Genomic DNA, 18,237 nt, shown 5'->3' with positions numbered 1-18,237 from the left:
TCAGGCAGACATGCCCAGATCAACCCGCTTCGCGAAGATCATTTCGCTGAGAAAACCTCAGTGTGCACGGTGAGCCCAGGCGACCGGAGCACCCGGCTCAGGGAATCGTGTGGCGGTCGATCCTCGACCAGATCGGCCGGCCCGGCAGCACCTCGGAATGGGTGAGCGTCGAGGATGAACCCCGTCACCGTTTTTCCCGCTTCCCGTGGACCATGGTGGGCGGCGGAGCGGCGGATCTCATGAATCGGCTTGCGGGATCCCCGCGGCGACTGGTCGACGTCCTTTCCGGGGCGGTCGGAGTGGGCTCCGACCCGGGGGAGCGAGGTGTCTTCGATCTCGGTCGTCCCTGGTTCAACCGACACCCCGACGCGTCCGGGCTGGACCTCGGCCTTGTCACGGGCCAAGTCGTGCGCGACTGGCGTGCTGAAGCGGCAACGGAAGTCCTGGCCCCTTATGACGGGGACGGTTCACCGCTTCCCCTGAACCTCAGCAGCTCGTGGGGGCGACACCTCTGGACGATGCGACAGGTCCTCGGCACGGCCACCGGACAGCGGGAATCGTCGCAGCACCGGCCGTGGTGGACCTGGCGGCGTTGGCTCCCCGAGCGTCATCGGGGTCCGCTGATCACGTTCGCCACCGTGGCCACGCACAATCACTTCGCGCAAGCAGACGACGAAAGGGCGTTCAGCCGGACCGCACCTGTACTTCGACTGCCAGCCGACGCGAGCGAGGACACATACGTCGGTCTGCTCGGAGTCCTCAATTCGTCCACGGTCTGTTTCTGGCTCAAGCAGACCAGCCCCAGCAAAGGGACCGGTGGGGCGACTCTTTCCGCGCCGGGCGATGAATGGGCACGTGTGTACAGATTTGCGCCGAAATCTCTTCTCCAGCTTCCCCTTCCAACCGACGCTCCTCTTGCTCGAGCGCGGGAACTGACCAGGCGGGCCAGGCTCCTTGACGCCGAAGAGCCGAGCACCGTCCTCGCGGATTGGCGTGCGCCCAGCCGGAGAGTCCTGGGCGCGGCAAGAGCCGCATATGCGCAGACCCATCATGAGATGGTCGCCCTTCAGGAGGAACTGGACTGGGACGTCTACGGCTCGTATGGACTGCTGTCCGCTGATGAGCGACCTCGTCTGACCACCTCGCCGGATTTCGAACTCCCTGCGCTGAAGCCGGGGGAGCGCGCGTTCGAGATCGTGTGGGCCCGCAAGGTCGCTGACGGTACGGCCTCGTCGTCCTGGTTCAAGCGGCACTCCTGGTTCGAGATGCACGGAGTCACCCCGGTCACCGACGTCCCGAATCACTGGCCGGCTGCCTACCGGGACGTCGTACAGGCCCGGATCGATGCCATTGAGTCCCACCAGGTAATCGCCCTCGTCGAGCGCCCTGAGTACAAGCGGCGGTGGGCGACGGAGCCCTGGGAGAAGCGCGAGGAGCGAGCGCTGCGCGCCTGGCTGCTCGATCGTTGCGAGGACGAACGCCTGTGGTTCGAGGAGAAGAACGGCGACAAGTATCCGCATCCCCGAACAATCGGCCAACTGGCGCGGCAACTCGGCGACGATGCCCGGGTCCGCTCCGCAGCCGGGCTCTACGCGGCCGACCACCTTGGGCGGCGGGAGGCCACGCTTGCAGATGTGCTGGCCACGATCCTGGACCGGGAGCAGGTCCCGTATGCGGCAGCGCTGAGGTACAAGGAGTCGGGACTGCGCAAGCGCGCGCAGTGGGAGCGGGGCTGGGAGCTTCAGCGTCGCGAGGACGAGACGGGCGAGGCATTGGGGATTCCCGTTCCGCCCAAGTTCGTGAGCGCCGATTTCCAGCGCGCGTCGTATTGGTCGATCCGAGGCAGGCTGGATACTCCACGGGAACGCTTCATCTCCTATGGCGATGTCGTTGACGAAGGAAGCGGCCTGCTGCTCGGTTGGTCCGGCTGGAGCGAAACGGATCGTGTTCGCGTTCTGCTGGATCTGGTCAGTGCTGTTGACCGGCAACCGAATCCGAGTGTGTACCGGATTACCCCCCTCCTGGCCGGCGTACAGGAACTGCTCCGCTCCATGCACCGGTGGGAGGCTCAGGAGGAATCGGCGGGCAGGGTAGTTCAAGCCGAGGTGTTCCAGCGTCACTTCGAAGACATGCTCAGCGCGTACGGGCTCAGCACCCACGACTTGACCTCCTGGAGACCGCGGCGCTCCACGCTGAAGCATCACGACCGGTGATTTGGGCGATCTCACGGATGCCGACCGGCGGGAACGGCCCCGGCCGTTCCCGCCGGTCGGCAGTAGGCTCTTCGCCTCTCTTGCCGCTATCTCCAGCTCACCGATCTGCGCTGGCACTTGGCTCATCGTCGTCGCGGCCACCGTGTTCGCCGCGGCCGCCACAGGGACCTGGTTCGCGCTGGACCCGGGCCACGCCTCAGCGCGCGCCACCCACTCCCCGCAGCCGGCCGCGGCCCGCTCCACCCTTGGCGCCACACCGGCTGGGACCACGTCACCTCCCGCCCGTTCCGCCGTCACCGAGTCGCAGACCTCGACCGTCGCGGCGTCGTCCGCTCCGACGCAGACCCAGGTGATCACCCTCAGCCCCTGGTCCCCAGGCGGCACCCCGGCAACCGGCATCACCATCACCGACCGTGCCAGCGGCTCTTGCTTCGGGACCGCCGAATCCACGATGCGCACGGACGCCTGGCGCTGCACCGCCGGCGACCGGATCCTCGACCCCTGTTTCTCCCCGGACTCCAATCCCTCGGACACCAGCGCACTGTGCCCGGACGGAGCCCTCGACCGCATGGTCGAACTGTCGGTCCCCGAGGGCTTTCCCGGCAACAACAACCACATGCCGGGCGGACCCGACATCGAACCGATCACCCTCGTCCTGACCAACGGCGCCCGCTGCTCGTTCGCCGGTGGCGGCACCGCAACGCTCGCGGGACAACGCCCGAACTACGGCTGCGACAACGGCGGCTACCTGTACGGCTACCCGAACAAGACCGCCGCCGTGTGGACCATCTCGTACGCCGCTCCCGGCAGCGGAGCCAGCGTCTCCACGCCGATCACGACTGTCTACGAGTAGCGCGCTGACAGCCACGCTGCTGAATCAGCGGATGGTGGCATCGGCCGCCGGATCCGGCTGAGCGGAATCGGTCATGGCTGACTTGCGCTCTTCCGGGCTTGTCCTGCGTTGCCGAGACTCTCGCTTCAGGAAGGTTCGGGGGAGGGCGAGATGGCTGTTCAACGTGGACGGAAGTCGGCTCGTCGTAGCGGGCGGGTGACAAGAGCAAAGCCGATCGTGCTCGGCGGAGGCGGCCTGCTCATCGTGCTGATGGTGTTCTGGTCGGAGGTGTGGCCGTACGTCGTTGGGAGCGTAGTCCTCGGCGGTATCGGAGCCGTGGCCTGGTGGCTGTGGCGCACCGACCGGAGGGTGCGTGCTCGGGACCGCCGCTGGCGCCAGGACGAGGCGGTGAAGGCCGGACGGCGGACCCTGGCCGAGGTGGATGCGATGACGGGCACCGAATTCGAGGAGCTGGTCGCCGACTTGTGCCGCAGGGACGGATGCACGGAGGTCCGGCGGGTGGGTGGTTCGCACGACAACGGTGCTGATGTCGTCGGTCGTCTGCCGGATGGCCGGACGTTTGTGATCCAGTGCAAGCGGTACGCGCCCAGCAGCACCATCGCCAGCCGTGAGCTACGTGATCTGCTGGGTGCCAAGGTCCACTTCCAAGCCGACGTGGCGGTGTTTGTGACGACCACCAGGTTCAGCCATCCTTCCGAGAGGTTCGCGGTGGAGCACGGCATTCTCGCTGTGCACCGCGATCACCTCGGCTTGTGGAACAACGGAGCGTCCCTTTTGGCGCTGAGCCGTGTGAACGGTCGCGGCCAGGGGGACTCCCGTCACCGGGCGCGCTGGAAGCAGGCCTACGGGAAGTGACCAGCGCCCAAGAGCCGTTCACCGGTCAGCGGGTGCTCGTGTCGTACAGTCGCCACGCCGGGTAGCGCAGGGCGTGAGCGCTCTCTTCGCCGCAGTCCACGAGCCGACGGCGGTGCAGCATCAGGCGCAGGTGGCGAGCTTCGTCAGCGCCTTCGTCCGGCCCGCGGTCGAGCAGGACGGCCTGTGGACGGGCAGCGTCCCGGCTTCGTACCAGGACGTCGACGGGGTGGCCGTGGACGCTCTCGCCGAGCGTCGCTGTCGTTCCCGGCTGTGTGCACATGACCTGGTAGAGGCGTTGCAGCAGGTCGTCGCCCGCATGGTCCTCGATGCGAGGCCCGGTCGTGGTGGCGGCGTTCAGGAGTTCGCTGGCGACCCCGCCCCACCTGCGCCACAGGTTCATGTCGCCGACCACGATGAGGTGGCTGCGGGCGCGGGTGATGGCGACGTTCCAGAGATTGAGCTGGCGGTGGACCCAGCCGATCGCGCTGTCGTGCATGCCTTCACCGGCGACGAGGGAGAAGACCATGACGTCGCGCTCACCGCCCTGGAAGGTGTGCACGGTGCCGACGCGCACGCGTTGCCGGCCGTATTGCCTCAGTTGCGCGCGGAGTTCGTCGGCTTGGGGCGTGAAGGGGGTGACCACGCCGATCGTGGCTTCGTCGGGGAGTTCCTCCAGCAGGGCACGCACGAAACTGTCCACCTGCCGGATCTCGTCGTGGTTCACCCAGGAGCCGCCGTACGGAGGCCGGGTGGCCCGTCCGGGAACGTGGGACCAGAAGATCGGTTGCCTGGGCAGGGACGGGCGGTCCCGGGTGTCGGTGAGGACCGTCAGCCCCTGGTCGTAGAAGAGTTCGTTGGACACGGCGGCGATGTGAGGGTGGCAGCGGAAGTGCTCGTCGAGGAGGAGGGTGCCTCCCGCGGAGCGCTCGGCGGTGTGGAATGCGGAGTGGCGGCGGTGGACGAGCCGGTGCTTCTCCAGCCAGCCGGAGCGCAGGCCGGTCTTGCGGCGGATCAGAGCCTCGCGTTCGGGGCTGATCTTGGCGATGTGCGGAAGTTGCATGGCGTCCCCGATGACCAGGGCTCGCCGCGCCCGGAACAGCAGCGGAAGCACGTGCGGGATGGCGCACTGGCTGGCCTCGTCGATGACGACCAGGTCGAACAGGGCGGGACCGAGCGGGAAGCGCCGAGCGGAAAGGCTGGTGACCGCCCAGCTGGGTGCGGCAGGGAGCACTTCACGCACGGCGGCCCAGTCGGTGCGGTTGCTGTCTCTGGCGCTCAGAAGATTGCGGATGCGCTGACGGCCGGTCCGCGCGTTGCTCCGTACGGTGCTTTCCAGCAGGGTGCGCGAGGCGTTCTGCACGCCCGCTTCGGCAGCGCCGACCGTCGTAGCCAGCGCGGTGTCATCGACATGGGCGACCCGTGCGTATCCGTTGCGCCAGGCTGCTTCCGCAGCAGCGAAGTCGGCCAGAGCGAGGCAGCCTTCTGCCCGGTCCCCCTCGAAGGTCTTGAGGCCGATCTTGCTCAGGAAGCGGCCGCGCCGCCAGGTGCCGAAGAACCGGGCGTGGGCCAGACGCCGTGCCCGGGCCTCCACCTGATCGTGGCTTCTCGCCTGTGAAAGGACCTCGGTCAGTTCGGTTACAGACCGGCCGAGTTGGGCGGCGTGCTCCTCACGCAGTTGGCCGGCTTGAAGCAGGTCCTTTTCGGTCATGGTGACCTGGGCGAGATCCTGCCGGACGCGGGCGAGTTGGCCGCGGGCGATATCGACGTTCATGGCGGCCGTGGCCACGTTGGGGACGGGTTCCGGCGCGGTGCGCAGGGCGTCCAGGCCTTTGGCCTCGGTTTCGACGTAGTTCCCGGTCTTGGCCTTGGCCGAGCCGGTGCGTATGACACTGCCGGGTACCAGGGTGTCGCAGCGGCGCCAGACCTCGTTCACCGCCTCGTTGTTGTTGGAGGCCACGAGAACGCTCTGGCCGCTCGTCACCGCTGTGGCGACGAGGTTGGCCACGAGCTGGCTCTTTCCGGTGCCCGGCGGTCCCGTGGCGACGGTCAGCCGTCGGGTCATGGCCGAGTGCAGCACGGCGGCTTGGGCCTCGTTGCAGGGTAGTGGTGTGACCAGACGTGTCGGCTCTGGTTCCGACAGGGCCAGTGCGCGGGTGCGTTCGGCCGGGTCGGGCGAGAGGGCGGCGAGCGCTGTCGCCTGGATGCGGTCCGTCTGCTCCGCGATACCTGCGAAGTCGTCCAGGAGCTTCCTCGTGTAGGCGGTGTCGGGCAGGGCTGTGAAGAGCACGGCGGTGTTGCGCGCGCCGTCGCCTGGCGTGTGAATGTCGATGCGGTCGGCGAGCTGATCGGGAAGGAGTTCCTGGATGCAGGGGATCTCGAACTCCTCCCGGAGGAGCTTGCTCGCTTCCACGGCCATGCGGTCGTGCTGGCCGCGATGCCAGGTCGGCTGGAAGGTGTCGGCGAGCTGGGCGGCCTCCTCGTCCCCCAGCCAGTCCCGCGCCAGCTGAGGGTGCGGCTGGACGGGACCGAAGGGCTTGAGCCGTACGCGGCCGTCTTCGGAGACGACCTCCACGCGGCGGATCAGCAGGGGCGCAAATTTCGGGTGCCGCCAGGGGCGGCCGCCGCGTGGTCCGGTCAGGACCACGGCCGGGTATCCGGCCCACAGTTCGGCCTCCTGCTCGACGGCGGACTCGATCAGCCCGCCTGCCTTCGTCGGGACGGGGATGCAGCCGTCGTCGTCGACGTCGCCGGAGAGAAGCCGCTCCGAGCCGGAGAGGCACACGTACGAAGTGTCGTGGTCGCCGACCGACATCAGCGGTGTCTCGGTCTCGTCCGACAGCACGCACTCGCGGTAGTAGTCCAGGAGCTGGTGCCACGTTGGCTGAGACGAGGCGGATTTGCGAGTGGGGGCCAAAGCCTGCGGCGCGGAGGAGAGGATGGGGCGACGGGTGAGTGGTGTGAGCAACGGGGCCGCGCCGAACGGGCAGTCGGCGATGACGATACGGTCGTCGACGCCGTGCGCGAACTTGACCGGCACCTGGCGGGCACCCTGGGCGCGCATGCGTCGGTTGACGTAGTGGAAGAGGTCCTCCACCGACACGTCGCCCTTGCCGTCCTTGCTCACCTTGCCGGTACGCAGGGCTTCGATGACCTCGGCGGTGAACGCGGACGGCTGCACCTCGCCGGTGCTGTCCCTGTCGGCGTATGAGTCCTCACCGGCCCGTGACGACGACAGCACGTACACGCCGCGGCTGGTGAGCAGAGGCTGCTCCTGCTCGGCGGACTTCGCGACGGAGTCGGGCTGCCGGTCAGAGGTGCGCAGGCCCACGGCGAAGCCGCCGCTGCGGCAGCAGTCGATCATTACGACCTTCTGCGGGGCCCAGCACTGTTCCAGCCGCTCGTTGACGAAGCCCGCGCTCACGCCCGTTTCCGCGATCCGGTCGAAGTCGGTGTCGGTGGCGATGAAGTGGAACTCCCCGCCGTCCCGCACGAGTCGAGCACCGTGTCCGGATACGTAGACCAGGGCCAGTTCATCCTGCTCACAGGCGTCCAGGAACTCGCTGACGGCCTCCTGCATGTCGGCGGCGGTCAAGTTCTCCCGGGACGTGATGGAGACGAACCCGCCGATGCTGCGGTGTCTGAGGACCTGCTCCATGCCCCAGATGTCGGCCCGAGTGGAGGGCAGCGGGGAGAAGCGGCTGTCGTCGTAGTGCTCATTGCCGATGAGCAGGGCGCGGCGCCTGACAAGCCGGGTCACTCGCCGTCACCTTCCGGTCCGTTGGACGGGGCGTCACCCACCTTGTCCAGGAATTCGCGAACCACACGCTCTTGAGCGGCGTCCGGGCGGCCCGTGATGGCGACGGAATGCCCGTCGTAGGTGACCTCGACCTTGCGGTGCCGGTCCTTGGCGCACCATTCCTTGATCGCGGTGATCAGAACCTGGGAAGCGGGCCGGGCGATCGCGGTTGCCGTGGCAGCCCACAGTGCCACCTCGCCGACGCCGACACCCTTGTGGCCCGGCTGTATTGCCGCGTCGTCTTCGGCGATGCCGGCGACCACGCCCTCCGTTCCGTGCAGGGCCGCGTACAGATCGCGCGTGAGACGTTCCTGCCGCAGCGCGTCCCCGCCGGCCGCCACCACGAGCTGCCACCGGCGTCCCCCGTCCCGCATGCGCCACTCCTTGTTATCGGGTCATCACGTGGGATGATATTGGCATGAAGGTGCCCCTGGAGACAGCTCGACGGGGATTCGCAGGGGCACCATTCAGCCAGCCGTGAGCTACAGCTCGTGTCGGCTCGATTCAGAGTGTGCGGGGCGGCTCGGGCAGCAGTCGCATGGCCATGATGGAACCGTCCTCGCGCACCGAAACGGGTCCGTCCCAGTCGTCCTGGCGGCTGACAGCCTTCCACCTCGATCGCAGAGCGTGTGCGTTGCGCCGGTACTCCTCCACCCGCCCGTCGCGCAAGTGATCGAAGAGGCTCGCCTCAAGACCGGAGAACGCCTCCACCCGCGTGCCGTTCAACCGGAAGACGTGATCCGTCCCGACAAAGGACATCCCACCGATCTCGTGATCGATGTCCTGCACGATTCCCGTACCGGCATGCGTGAAGCCCTTGAAGTGCCGCTTACCCTGCCGCTCCGTCAGGTATTGCGCCGTCGGCTCACCGCCGCCGGTGAACCCCGTCAGCCCGGCTGCCCCTGCCCGCGCGAGGGCCATGCGGAACCACGGGTACTGGTCCGGCATCACCTGGAAGCCGCTCACGCGTTGCTCGTCCTCACCATCAGCACCCGGGACGCGGACGTCGGGGTAGATATTCAGGTCCTGCAGCTCGCGATTCGCGTCCAGAGCGTCCGGTGGCATGGGCAGGGAGCCGTCACCGGGGGCATGCAGCACGTGCACGATGATGCCGCCCTGCCCGAGCAGCTCCGTCGACGTCACCAGGGTCGGCGTTTGATCCCAGGGGCCGATGTGCACCGCTTCGACCTGCGCTGAGGCAGCGGCCAGCTGGGTGTGCGCGTAAGAGCCCTTCGCGTGGGTCCCCTTGCACGCGAGAGGGACGACCTTCGACGGCTCGCCAGGCTTCCACGCCTCCAGGAGAAAGTCGGGGCGCAACTTCACCCAGTCCCGTCGCTCGACGTCCTTGCCCACCAACGCCCAGCCCGCCTGCAGGGCGATGTCCGCGTCCACGACCGAGATCAAGTGGTCCGGATACCGCTTCTTGAGAGCTCGTTCCGCGACGGCGAGCGCGAATCCGATGCCCAACTCGCCGGATTGCACAGTCTTGTAGTGGCGCCTGGGATTCAACCCTTCCTCTGACAGCGCCATATACCGACCAGGGCTGCCGTCCAGTGCCTGGCAGTACTTCAGACAACCCCAGTGCTCAGCCAGCCCACGCCCGGCTCCCTGCCGGGACAGCACAGTGGCACGCCCCAGCGCGTGCAGTACATCCCACGGCGTGAACCTGACCGACGGGCCGACCTCGGTTGCAGGCAACGGCCTCAACCCCGGCTTTCGCCGAAGCGGTTCGCGCCCGTCCTCCCGTCGTTCCTTGTCGTCCTTCGCGGCGGCATCGGCGACGGCTCCCGCCAACGCGCTGGTCGAGTCGATCTGCACATTCCAGGCCTGCACAAGTTCCTTGAGCACCTGTGCTGCTTCTGCCACGGCTGTTCCCCCTACGTCGCATCGGTGGCGTCATGACAAGATCGAGACTGTAGGTCGGATACGACGGGCGCACACAAGGGGACATGCCCGCGCACAGTCCGAAAACGGACGCCAGAGCTGCTGCCGTGCTGCTCGACGCGGCCAGGGCCCAGCCATGAGCCGAACCCCGGTCGAAGTTTCGAACCAGGGCGACCTGGTGCCGCTGCGAATTGGCTGGATCCTTGTGAGCAGACACCGACGCCCATGGTGTGCAACGCATCGTCGAGACCGGAGCTGTAGCGGATCGAGTCGATGACGCTTCGGGCCAGTCCTACCTTGTCCAGATGTAGACCAGGCACCTTGGACTGGGCGGCCGCGGCGAGGGCTTCGTGCGTGCCGTCGCAGTCCGAGAAATCCACGTCACCGACGTCCAACGACTGAACTTGCTGGGACTGTTCGGGTTCCAGGAAGTCATTCGCGTAGCGCTTCACGGCGGAGACGCCGATCGCCAGGGGAATAAGGTCTTCGATGGTGCGTACACCGTCAGTTGCGGTGCTGGCGACTTTGTCTCCCGGAACGTCGCCCAGTTGCAGGATGAGATCTGGGTCGATCAGTCTCTTACCTTGAGACCCGCGCTGCAGCCCCTTACGGGCCTTGTCACCCGCCTCATCGCTGCCCAGCAGAACGATGACCGCTGGCCGGTCTGCATCGCGCCCCCGGGCGAGGTACACCATGTACGGGATGTGGGAGGCCGAACCCGCTGGAACCAGCGTCAGCGCGTTCAGGTCAATGTTGTCGAGCGCCGGCGCCTTCTGCTGCCGCAGTCGCGCGGACATGCCGGCAAGCAGGATCTGGTCCGACATGCCCTCGAGCATCAGGTTGCAGTTGCTGATGAAGGTGGTCTCTGCGACAAAGCCGCCGAACGCCGAGCGCAGCGGCTCGTAGTGATTGCGTGACGCGTTCCGTACGACGCGTGTGCCCTCGTCTCCTTCGCGCTTCTCCAGCACCCGGATGCGTTCGCCGTGGTTCTTGTCGATCAGGAACGGTGAGTGCGTCACGTACACGACCTGGCAGGGTGCACGCTTCGGGTCCTGTGGATGGGCGAAGCCTTCGAAGATTCGCAGGAGATCCTGCTGGCCCGAACTGGACAAGTAGGCGTCCGGCTCATCCATCAGTAGGATCTCCGGGCCCCGGATGCCGGTGGCTCGTGAGAGAGGTACTGCACGAAAGAGCTGAGGAAGTACTTGAGGCCGCCACTGCGCTCGTCGGCTGAGTACTCTGTTCCTGGAAGAGACGGGCGCTGCCGCCGCCAGCGTCGACCACGATCGCGCCGAACTCGGACCGCTTGCACGGATGTACTCGGCGATGTCGTCGAACGGGTACCGCTCGACCACCAGGTTGGCCGGGATCTCGAAGCCGGCGGCCTGGGGCGACCTTGAACCAGTCGTAGGCGGACTGGCTGGTCGCGTCTGCGTCCAGCAGCAGTGTCGGCAGGTCGAGGACGACGGCGTAGTAGAGGGTGATGAACCAGGCCGAGGTGGTCTTGCCGGTGCCGCCCTTGAGCATGCCGACGACGATCACGAACGCGTCCGAGACGTGTTCTGTGGCCGCGGCCAGGGTCTTGTGACGGGTGTTCTCGTTCACGGGTACTTGATCTCCTGAAACTGGAAAGGTGCCTTGTCGTATGTGCGTCGCCGAGAAGGCCGACGTTCGGCGGCGGGTGTCGGCCGACGGCGGCGGGGCCCGTGCTGCCGTGCCGTGTTTGGGATGGCGCACCGTCGGTCCCTTGTTCTGCGGGGCCCAGCCGTGAACACCTGCGGGCGCGCTCATGACCGCTTCCTCGGGGGTGCGGGCCGGGCCGTGGTTGTGCTTGGGCCGCATGCGGGTGCCCGCCTGGTGCAGGAGCCGGTACACGGTGGCGACCGAGTAGTTGCACCCCTTAGCAAGGTCCGGGACTGTGGCGCCAGCCTCATAGTGCGCTCGAAGGGACAGCGCGAGCTTCTGCCGGTCAGCAGCCCGAGCTGCGGCGCGCATCCGCAGCGTCTGCTGCGTGGTGCGCACGCTGCCGCCGGCCTCGATCAGCAGGCTTCGGGCAGCACGCCTCGTCCCTTGCGCAGCCGCGGCAAGCTCGGTAAGGGGCGCGCCGTGCTCCTCGTACAGGGTGCGGAGATGCGCTGCGAGGCGTTGGCGTGCCTGAGGGGCCTGGCGCATGCGGCGGGTCTGCCACGACGTGCGCATCTCGGTCCCGGCGTCGTGCAGCCGGTTGAGAACCGTGCCGTACGACAGCCCGCTGGCGGCGACGAGTTCTTCGACCGTGGCGCCGGACTCGTACTGCTTGCGCAGGGCCTCGGCCGTCACGGCCTCGCTCGCATCGGATGTGACTGGGGGCTCTGGGTTCACGCGGCGGACTCCTATTCGCTGAGGGCTTCGGCATGGGCGGCGGCCAGCTCGTCGTAACTGCGCTGGTCCGATGGGGTGATGAGGATCAGCCGACCGTCGGTGGCCACGCGCCAGTCGGCGTCAGGGCGGCCCGTGACCGGGTCGATCACGCGCCCGCGCGGGGCGTGCCAGGCAGAGGGGATCTCGTCGGGGCGAGGTGCTGGGATCAGGATCTGGCGGCCGTCGCGGACGATCACCACGGCCTTGCTGCGGTGCTCCGCAAGCCGGTCCAGCGCCTCCCGGTACGCTGCGCGCTCGGCCGCGTGCAGCGGCTTGCGTCGGGTCGCGACGCCCGCGGTGCCGTATTGCTGGGCGACCGCGTCCCAGCCCTGTGCCGGGTGCGCAGTCGGTCCGGGAACCGCATCCGGAAGGCTGGTACCGAAGCCCTCCAGCGCGCGAGGCGCGAGGCTCGAGGTCTCTCCGCTGTGGTGCACCAGACCGTGGTCGGCCAGGCGACGCAAGGCCCGGTAGGCGGTGGCTCGGGACACCGATGCCGAGCCGACGAGCTCGTTGATGGTCTGGGCGGGCCGGGCGTGCAGCGCGCCGATGATCATGAGGGCGGAGCTGCCGAGGCCGTGGTGGGCGAAGGCGTCGTGGCCCATCAGATGGCCGATGACGGTGGAATCGATATCGGCCGTCGCCCGTGTCTCAGGGGTGGGCCACTCCTCAAGTGCCGGGTCGGGGGGGTACTGAGTGGTCCGGAAACGAGACAGCGAAGCGTGGGCGTTGCCGTCGGCGAGGTACCAGGTGGAGCCCTCCCGGCCATGGCCGACTCGCAGGCGGCGCAGCCAACCTTGTGGCTTGAGGACCGTCTCGTAGACGGTTCGGAGTGTCGTCCGGGAGACGCCTGCTTCCTCAGCGGTCTGCCGCTCACTGGCGTGGTGCAGGGGCCCGCCGGCGATCTCGGCGAAGGTCAGATGCGCCCGCAGCACCCGCAGTGCGGCCCGCCCCCGCTCCCCGCGCCAGGGCGTCGTTTCGATCCGGTCCCGCATCGCGGCGAAAACCTCGTACGCCCGCTGACGCGAATCCAGGACTCGCGTATTGCTCACCACTGCCGAGGCGCTGGCCCACACCCGACGGATGTAGTCCAGGGCGCGCGCCTGCCCAGAGCGCAGCGCGATGTGCCGGGCGTGCCGACCACCCTCGTGGTCGGGGTTGAGCAGCAGCCGAGTCAGCTCATCAACGGTTCCGCCAGCGCGGGCGACGTGGCAGGCGATGGCCGCCGTGATCCGGTGCCCGTGCTCGGCCGCACCCTGCCGGTCCTCGCGCGGGACCACGGTTCGGCTGTCGGAGCCGAGCTTTCTGTAGCTTCCAGCCGAGTAGCGGCCGGTGAGGTCTCCGAGCAGGACAAGGTCAGCCGCGGCTCGGGGCAGCCGGTGAAGCCCCAGTCGCTCGCTCGGGTGAAATGTCCGTCGGGATGGGTCTGCCTGGTGGGTGTGGTGTGGCACTGTGGGGTCGTCTCGCAAGGACGTGGACGCCACCCCGGCCCGCTAAAACCACGGGTGGTGTCCGGAACCGACCTCCAATCGGTGCCAGGCGAAGCCTCCAGGATGGCCGTCCTGGAGGCATTCGTATGCCTGGCTCCTCAGCGGAGGCAGGCGTCCCCATCGCGGCTCGACCGAGATCGACTCGGAGTGCGGCCTGAGGAATCCTGACTCGTCCAACACCGCCCCGACCTCGGCCGATCGGGGCCAGACAGAGGGTGATTGCCTCTGACTGGCTCCGAGCAGCTCGGGTCGAGTCGGGGGCGAATCAGAGAGGTTTCCTCTGACTGCCTCCGATCGCCTCTGCAACCCGTCCTAGCAGGTCACAGCCGGTCCGATCCCGGAAAGCCGCGGGTCAGAAAGGTGCTCCAGGAATACCCGGCGTAGAGGCCGACTCGTCCGCCGCCCCTGCTGCCCACCGCACGCCCGTCTCCACGGGACCGACGTGGGCCGGGACGGACAGCACTGCGGGACATTTCCGGCGCCGAATCCACCCCGTTCATCCCACCCCGTTCATCCCGCCCCGTTCATCCCGCCCCGTTCATCCCGCCCCGTTCACGCTGCCCCCGTTCACGCTGCCCCCGTTCACGCTGGCCTCGTGCGGTGCAGGAGCCACAGGAAGTAGGGCGTGCCGATCACCGCGGTGAGCAGGCCCGCGGGGAGTTGGTCGGGGGCGATCACCGCGCGGCCCAGCAGGTCGGCCAGGACGACCAGCGCGCCGCCGAGCAGGGCCGCGACCGGGATCACCCAGCGGTGGCGGCGCCCCAGGAGCGTGCGGGCCGCGTGCGGGGCGACCAGGCCGACGAAGCCGATCATGCCGATCGCGGCGACCGCGGTCCCCGTCAGCACCACGCCGCACGCCAGCAGGGCGAGCCGGGTCCTTGGCACGTTCAGGCCGAGGACGCGCGGGGTGTCCTCGTCGATCGAGATCAGGTCGAGGTAGCGGTGGCCCGCCCACGCGAGCGGGACGACGACGAGGCACACCAGGCTGAGCGGCAGCAGGTGCTCGTAAGCGCGGCCGTAGGTCGAACCCGAGAGCCACGTCAGGGCCTTGGCCGCGCTGAACGGGTCGGTGGCCACGATCAACGTCGTCACCAGCGCCGTTGTCACATACGAGACGCCGACGCCCACGAGCACGAGCCGGTCGGAGGCGAAGCCGCCGCGCGCCGAGAGCGCGAAGATGACCGCGGCGGCGACGGCCGCGCCCGCGCCCGCCGAGCCGGTGAGCGCCCAGAAGCCCGCGAGCGGGGCGTAGGTCACCACGAGCACGGCGCCGACGGACGCGCCGCCCGCGACGCCGATGACGCTGGGGTCGGCGAGGGGGTTGCGCGTGACGGCCTGGATCGTCGCCCCGGCCACGGCGAGCGCGACGCCCGCGAGCAGGGCCGCGACCACGCGCGGGATCCGGGTGCTGAGCACGGTGTTGACCAGCGGGCCCGCCTCGCCGCGCGCCCACAGCAGCAGGTCGCCGACCAGCAGGGAGCGGTCGCCCGCGAGCGCCGCCGCGGCGGCCAGCCCGAACAGCACAGCCGCCACCGCCGCCGCCAGCAGCGCGCGCCGGCGCACGCCCGTGCCGCGGACCTCCAGCGACGCACCCGCGCCGCCGATCGGCGCCGCGCGCAGCCGCAGCGCGAGCGCGACCATGAGGACGCCGCCGAGCAGCGACGTGACCGCGCCCGTGGGAACGCGCACCGCGGTCTGCGCCCCCATGGCGGCGCGCAGCGCGACGTCCGCGCCCAGCACCACCACGACGCCCATGAGCGCGGAGACCGGCACGAGCGCCCGGTGCCGGTGCAGCCCGGGGACATAGGGCACGAGCAGGCGGGCAAGGGCGGGCGCGGCCAGGCCCACGAAGCCGATCGGCCCCGTGGCGGCGACCGCGGCGGCGGACATCAGCACGGTCACCAGGAGCACGGTGAGCTGCGTGCGCCGTACGGGGATCCCGAGCGCCCTCGCCTCGTCGTCGCCGAGCATCATGACGTCGAGGCGCCTGCCGAGCACCAGCAGCGCGGCCACGCTCGCCACGACGAACGGGGCCATGAGCCGCAGGGTGCCGAAGCCGTTCTGGCTCAACGAGCCCGACGCCCATGCGTATAGGCCCGTGCCCTCCTCGGGGCGCAGGATGAGCAGGGACGTCGTGAGCGAGGCGAGCGCGAGCGAGACGGCCGTGCCGCCGAGCACGAGCCGCATCGTGCCGTACTCGGTGCCGGTGAGCGCGATCACCACCGCCGAGGCCAGCAGCCCTCCGGCGAACGCCAGCGCGATGTCGCCCACGAACGGCAGCGACCACCCGGCGACGGAGGCGGCGACCAGCGCGAAGTGGGCGCCGTTGTTGACCGCGAGGATGTCGGGGGACGCCACGGGGTTGCGGGAGATCGACTGGAGGACGCAGCCCGCGGCGCCGAGCGCGACGCCGACCGCGAGCGCCGCGGCGAGCCGGGGGATGCGGGACTCGACGACGACGGCGGCCTCGAGCCCTGATTCGCGCCGCAGGGCCCACGACACGAGGTCGGCGACGCCCACCGCGGCGGTGCCCTGCACCAGATGCACCGCCGCGAGCAGCACCAGGAGGACGAGCAGGGCCCCGGTCAGCGCGAACAGCCGCCCGGACGGGGGCCGTTGGCCGGTCGGCGGCAACGCCCCGCGCCGGGTGGGCTGTTGGGTGAGCGTACCGATCGCCATCGCGGTGTCAGCTCGCGGTCTCGACGGCCGCGTCGACGAACTGGATCATCGAGGCCGGGCCGCCGAACATCCAGATGGAGTCGGGCAGTCGGACCGCGTCCGCGGAGAACGGCAGTGAGGTCCACAGGGAGTTGTCGCTGAGCGTCTCGGCGAACGGGTCGGTCTCGCCCGCCCCGCCGATGTACCAGAACGCGGAGTCGTCGGGGAGCTGGGCAAGCCCTTCGACATCGGTGGCGCCCAGGCCGTAGACCGGGTCGAACTCCAGCCCTTCGACGGTGCCCCACGCGTTGACGAAGCCCAACTCGGCCAGCACGCCGCCGATGAGCGAGCCCTCGCCGAACGGGCGGATGGTGATCGTCTCGCCCGCCTGGTAGGCGTCGCTGAACGCCACGGTCGAGCCCTCGGCCCCGGCCTCCGCGAGCGCGGAACGGCCGTCCGCCACGGCCTCGTCGAACTGCTCGCGCAGCCCGGCGGCCCGGTCCTCGGTGCCGGTGGCCTGGGCGACCAGGTCCAGGTTGTCCCACATCTGGCCGATCGGGTCCTCGGCGTCGCCGCCCGGCACGACGATGACGGGGGTGTTCTCCTCGATCTGCTCGACCGCGCCCTCCACGAGCTGGTCGGTGACGAAGACCGCGTCGAGGTCGAGCGTGGCGAGCGTGTCGAGGCTGGGCTCGCCGCGGGTGCCGATGTCCGTTGCCTCGGGGGAGAGTTCGACGGAGTTGTTCCACTTCTCGAAGCCCTCGATGTCGGAGACGCCGACGGGCTGGACCCCGAGCGAGATCAGGTACTCGATGACGTTCCACTCGGTGCCCGCGACGTTGACGGCCGGGCCTTCGAGGGTGATCTCCTCGCCGCGCGCGTCGGTGAGGGTGATGGGCTCGGCGGACGACTCGGGGGCCTCGTCGTCGTCGGCGGGGTCGTCGGTCGTGCCGCACGCGGCGAGCGTCGCCGCGAGGGCGACGGCGGACAGGACGGAGGCGGTCGTGTGTCTCAACGGAGGTTCCTTCGTGGGTGGTTGGCGCGAACGCGGGAGCGCGGCCGCGGGGCGCGGCGCGCGGTCAGGCGCCGAGGCGGCCGTGGTGGCGGGCCCTGGCCCTGGTGTGGATGAGCCCCGACGCGGGGTCGTGGTGGACGTCGACGTCGATGCCGTACGCGGGGCTGAGCAGCTCCGCGGTCATGACCTCGGCGGGCGGCCCCGCGGCGGCGACCCGCCCCTCGACGAGCAGCACGACCTCGTCGGCCACCGCGGCGGCCTGGTCGAGGTCATGGAGGACAAGGCCGACGGCGATGCCCTCGCGGTCGGCCAAGTCGCGGACGATGTCCAGGAGTTCGACCTGGTAGCGCAGGTCGAGGAACGTCGTCGGCTCGTCGAGCAGCAGCACGGGCGTGTCCTGGGCGAGGCAGCTGGCCAGCCACACGCGTTGCAGCTGGCCGCCGGAGAGGCTGTCGACCGGGCGGAGCGCCAGCTCGGTGACACCGGTCATCTCCATGACGCGCGCGACCACTTCGGGCCCCTCGGCGTCACCCGAGCCCCAGCGCGGGCGGTGCGGATGGCGGCCGTACTCGACGACCTCGCGCACGGTCACCCCGCCAGGGGTGGGCCGGGCCTGTGACAGGAGGGTGACGCGCCGGGCCAGGTCGCGGGGGGCGAGGTCGCGCACGGCCACGTCGCCCGCGAGCTCGATCCGCCCCGCCATCGCCGGGTGGAGCGCCGCCATTGTGCGCAACAGCGTCGATTTGCCACTGCCGTTGGGGCCGATGAGCGCGGTCACGCGCCCGGCGACGAGCCGGACCGAGGCGTCGTCCACGACGGCCGCGCCGCGGTAGCCCGCCCGGACGCCCTCGGCCCGCATCGCCGCATCGGCGGCCACTGAGTTCACTGTCACGCGCACTAAGGTAAGGCATACCTAAGAACGCGGAACCCCCGGGGCGGGGTCCACGGTGAGGTGTTTAACATACATTCCCCCCAGTCGTAACACGCGCGGAGTGGTGCGCACGGGGCGCGAGGGCCACAGTGGTGAGCCGGTGGTGAAGCCGCCCATGGAAAGGCGCATCATGCAGTTACCGGGC

The 18,237-nt window shown here is 69.3% G+C and carries 12 protein-coding genes; 3 read left to right on the top strand and 9 right to left on the bottom strand.

The genetic code is table 11. From position 1 onward, the window contains the following. Window positions 1-62: 62 nt before the first annotated feature. From pglX to DEH69_RS11980, 3 genes are all read left to right on the top strand, one after another. Window positions 63-2,213, top strand: coding sequence for a BREX-2 system adenine-specific DNA-methyltransferase PglX (pglX, locus tag DEH69_RS11990; protein WP_113686904.1), 2,151 nt, complete (start codon window positions 63-65; stop codon window positions 2,211-2,213). Between the two features lies 1 nt (window position 2,214). Further along, the gene (locus tag DEH69_RS11985) at window positions 2,215-3,066 is read left to right on the top strand and encodes a hypothetical protein (RefSeq protein WP_147255527.1); all 852 of its coding nucleotides are present in this window, start codon (window positions 2,215-2,217) and stop codon (window positions 3,064-3,066) included. Window positions 3,067-3,216: 150 nt separating this feature from the next. After that, window positions 3,217-3,921, top strand: coding sequence for a restriction endonuclease (locus DEH69_RS11980; RefSeq protein ID WP_113686902.1), 705 nt, complete (start codon window positions 3,217-3,219; stop codon window positions 3,919-3,921). A gap of 25 nt (window positions 3,922-3,946) precedes the next feature. On the opposite strand, the gene DEH69_RS11975 is transcribed toward DEH69_RS11980, so the two are convergent. The 9 genes from DEH69_RS11975 to DEH69_RS11930 form a co-directional block, all read right to left on the bottom strand. Then, window positions 3,947-7,678 (bottom strand): AAA domain-containing protein, encoded by a 3,732-nt coding sequence (locus DEH69_RS11975; protein WP_113686901.1) that lies wholly within the window; start codon window positions 7,676-7,678, stop codon window positions 3,947-3,949. Beyond that, entirely contained in the window at window positions 7,675-8,091 is a 417-nt protein-coding gene (locus DEH69_RS11970) for a hypothetical protein (RefSeq protein ID WP_113686900.1), read from the bottom strand. Before DEH69_RS11970 ends, DEH69_RS11975 begins: the two co-directional genes overlap by 4 nt. Before the next feature lie 130 nt (window positions 8,092-8,221). Then, the gene (locus DEH69_RS11965) at window positions 8,222-9,583 is read right to left on the bottom strand and encodes a hypothetical protein (protein ID WP_113686899.1); all 1,362 of its coding nucleotides are present in this window, start codon (window positions 9,581-9,583) and stop codon (window positions 8,222-8,224) included. Window positions 9,584-9,594: 11 nt separating this feature from the next. Beyond that, entirely contained in the window at window positions 9,595-10,734 is a 1,140-nt protein-coding gene (locus DEH69_RS11960) for an ATP-dependent endonuclease (RefSeq protein ID WP_113686898.1), read from the bottom strand. Next, a complete protein-coding gene (locus tag DEH69_RS32640) occupies window positions 10,727-11,962 on the bottom strand; it encodes a hypothetical protein (protein WP_258534611.1) in 1,236 nt (411 codons plus the stop codon). Before DEH69_RS32640 ends, DEH69_RS11960 begins: the two co-directional genes overlap by 8 nt. An 11-nt stretch (window positions 11,963-11,973) precedes the next feature. Further along, the gene (locus DEH69_RS11945) at window positions 11,974-13,278 is read right to left on the bottom strand and encodes a helix-turn-helix domain-containing protein (protein ID WP_113686897.1); all 1,305 of its coding nucleotides are present in this window, start codon (window positions 13,276-13,278) and stop codon (window positions 11,974-11,976) included. Between the two features lie 792 nt (window positions 13,279-14,070). Then, the gene (locus DEH69_RS11940) at window positions 14,071-16,167 is read right to left on the bottom strand and encodes an iron ABC transporter permease (protein ID WP_113686896.1); all 2,097 of its coding nucleotides are present in this window, start codon (window positions 16,165-16,167) and stop codon (window positions 14,071-14,073) included. A 7-nt stretch (window positions 16,168-16,174) separates the two neighbouring features. Then, window positions 16,175-17,161, bottom strand: a complete 987-nt coding sequence (locus tag DEH69_RS11935; RefSeq protein WP_113686895.1) for an ABC transporter substrate-binding protein — start codon at window positions 17,159-17,161, stop codon at window positions 16,175-16,177. Window positions 17,162-17,225: 64 nt separating this feature from the next. Beyond that, window positions 17,226-18,020, bottom strand: a complete 795-nt coding sequence (locus tag DEH69_RS11930; protein WP_113686936.1) for an ABC transporter ATP-binding protein — start codon at window positions 18,018-18,020, stop codon at window positions 17,226-17,228. Between the last annotated feature and the right edge of the window lie 217 nt (window positions 18,021-18,237).

The sequence above is a fragment of the Streptomyces sp. PT12 genome, from assembly GCF_003311645.1.
Lineage (GTDB): Bacteria > Actinomycetota > Actinomycetes > Streptomycetales > Streptomycetaceae > Streptomyces.
The sequence above is the reverse complement of the archived record's forward strand: the minus strand, read 5'-3'. Positions and strand labels throughout refer to the sequence as shown.

What these genes read in the sequence shown, in the direction of transcription:
- DEH69_RS11980 (WP_113686902.1), top strand. Translation starts at nt 3,217, where the DNA reads ATGGCTGTTCAACGTGGACGGAAGTCGGCTCGTCGTAGCGGGCGGGTG.
- DEH69_RS11970 (WP_113686900.1), bottom strand. Translation starts at nt 8,091, where the DNA reads ATGCGGGACGGGGGACGCCGGTGGCAGCTCGTGGTGGCGGCCGGCGGG.
- DEH69_RS11960 (WP_113686898.1), bottom strand. Translation starts at nt 10,734, where the DNA reads ATGGATGAGCCGGACGCCTACTTGTCCAGTTCGGGCCAGCAGGATCTC.
- DEH69_RS11940 (WP_113686896.1), bottom strand. Translation starts at nt 16,167, where the DNA reads ATGGCGATCGGTACGCTCACCCAACAGCCCACCCGGCGCGGGGCGTTG.
- DEH69_RS11930 (WP_113686936.1), bottom strand. Translation starts at nt 18,020, where the DNA reads ATGCGGGCCGAGGGCGTCCGGGCGGGCTACCGCGGCGCGGCCGTCGTG.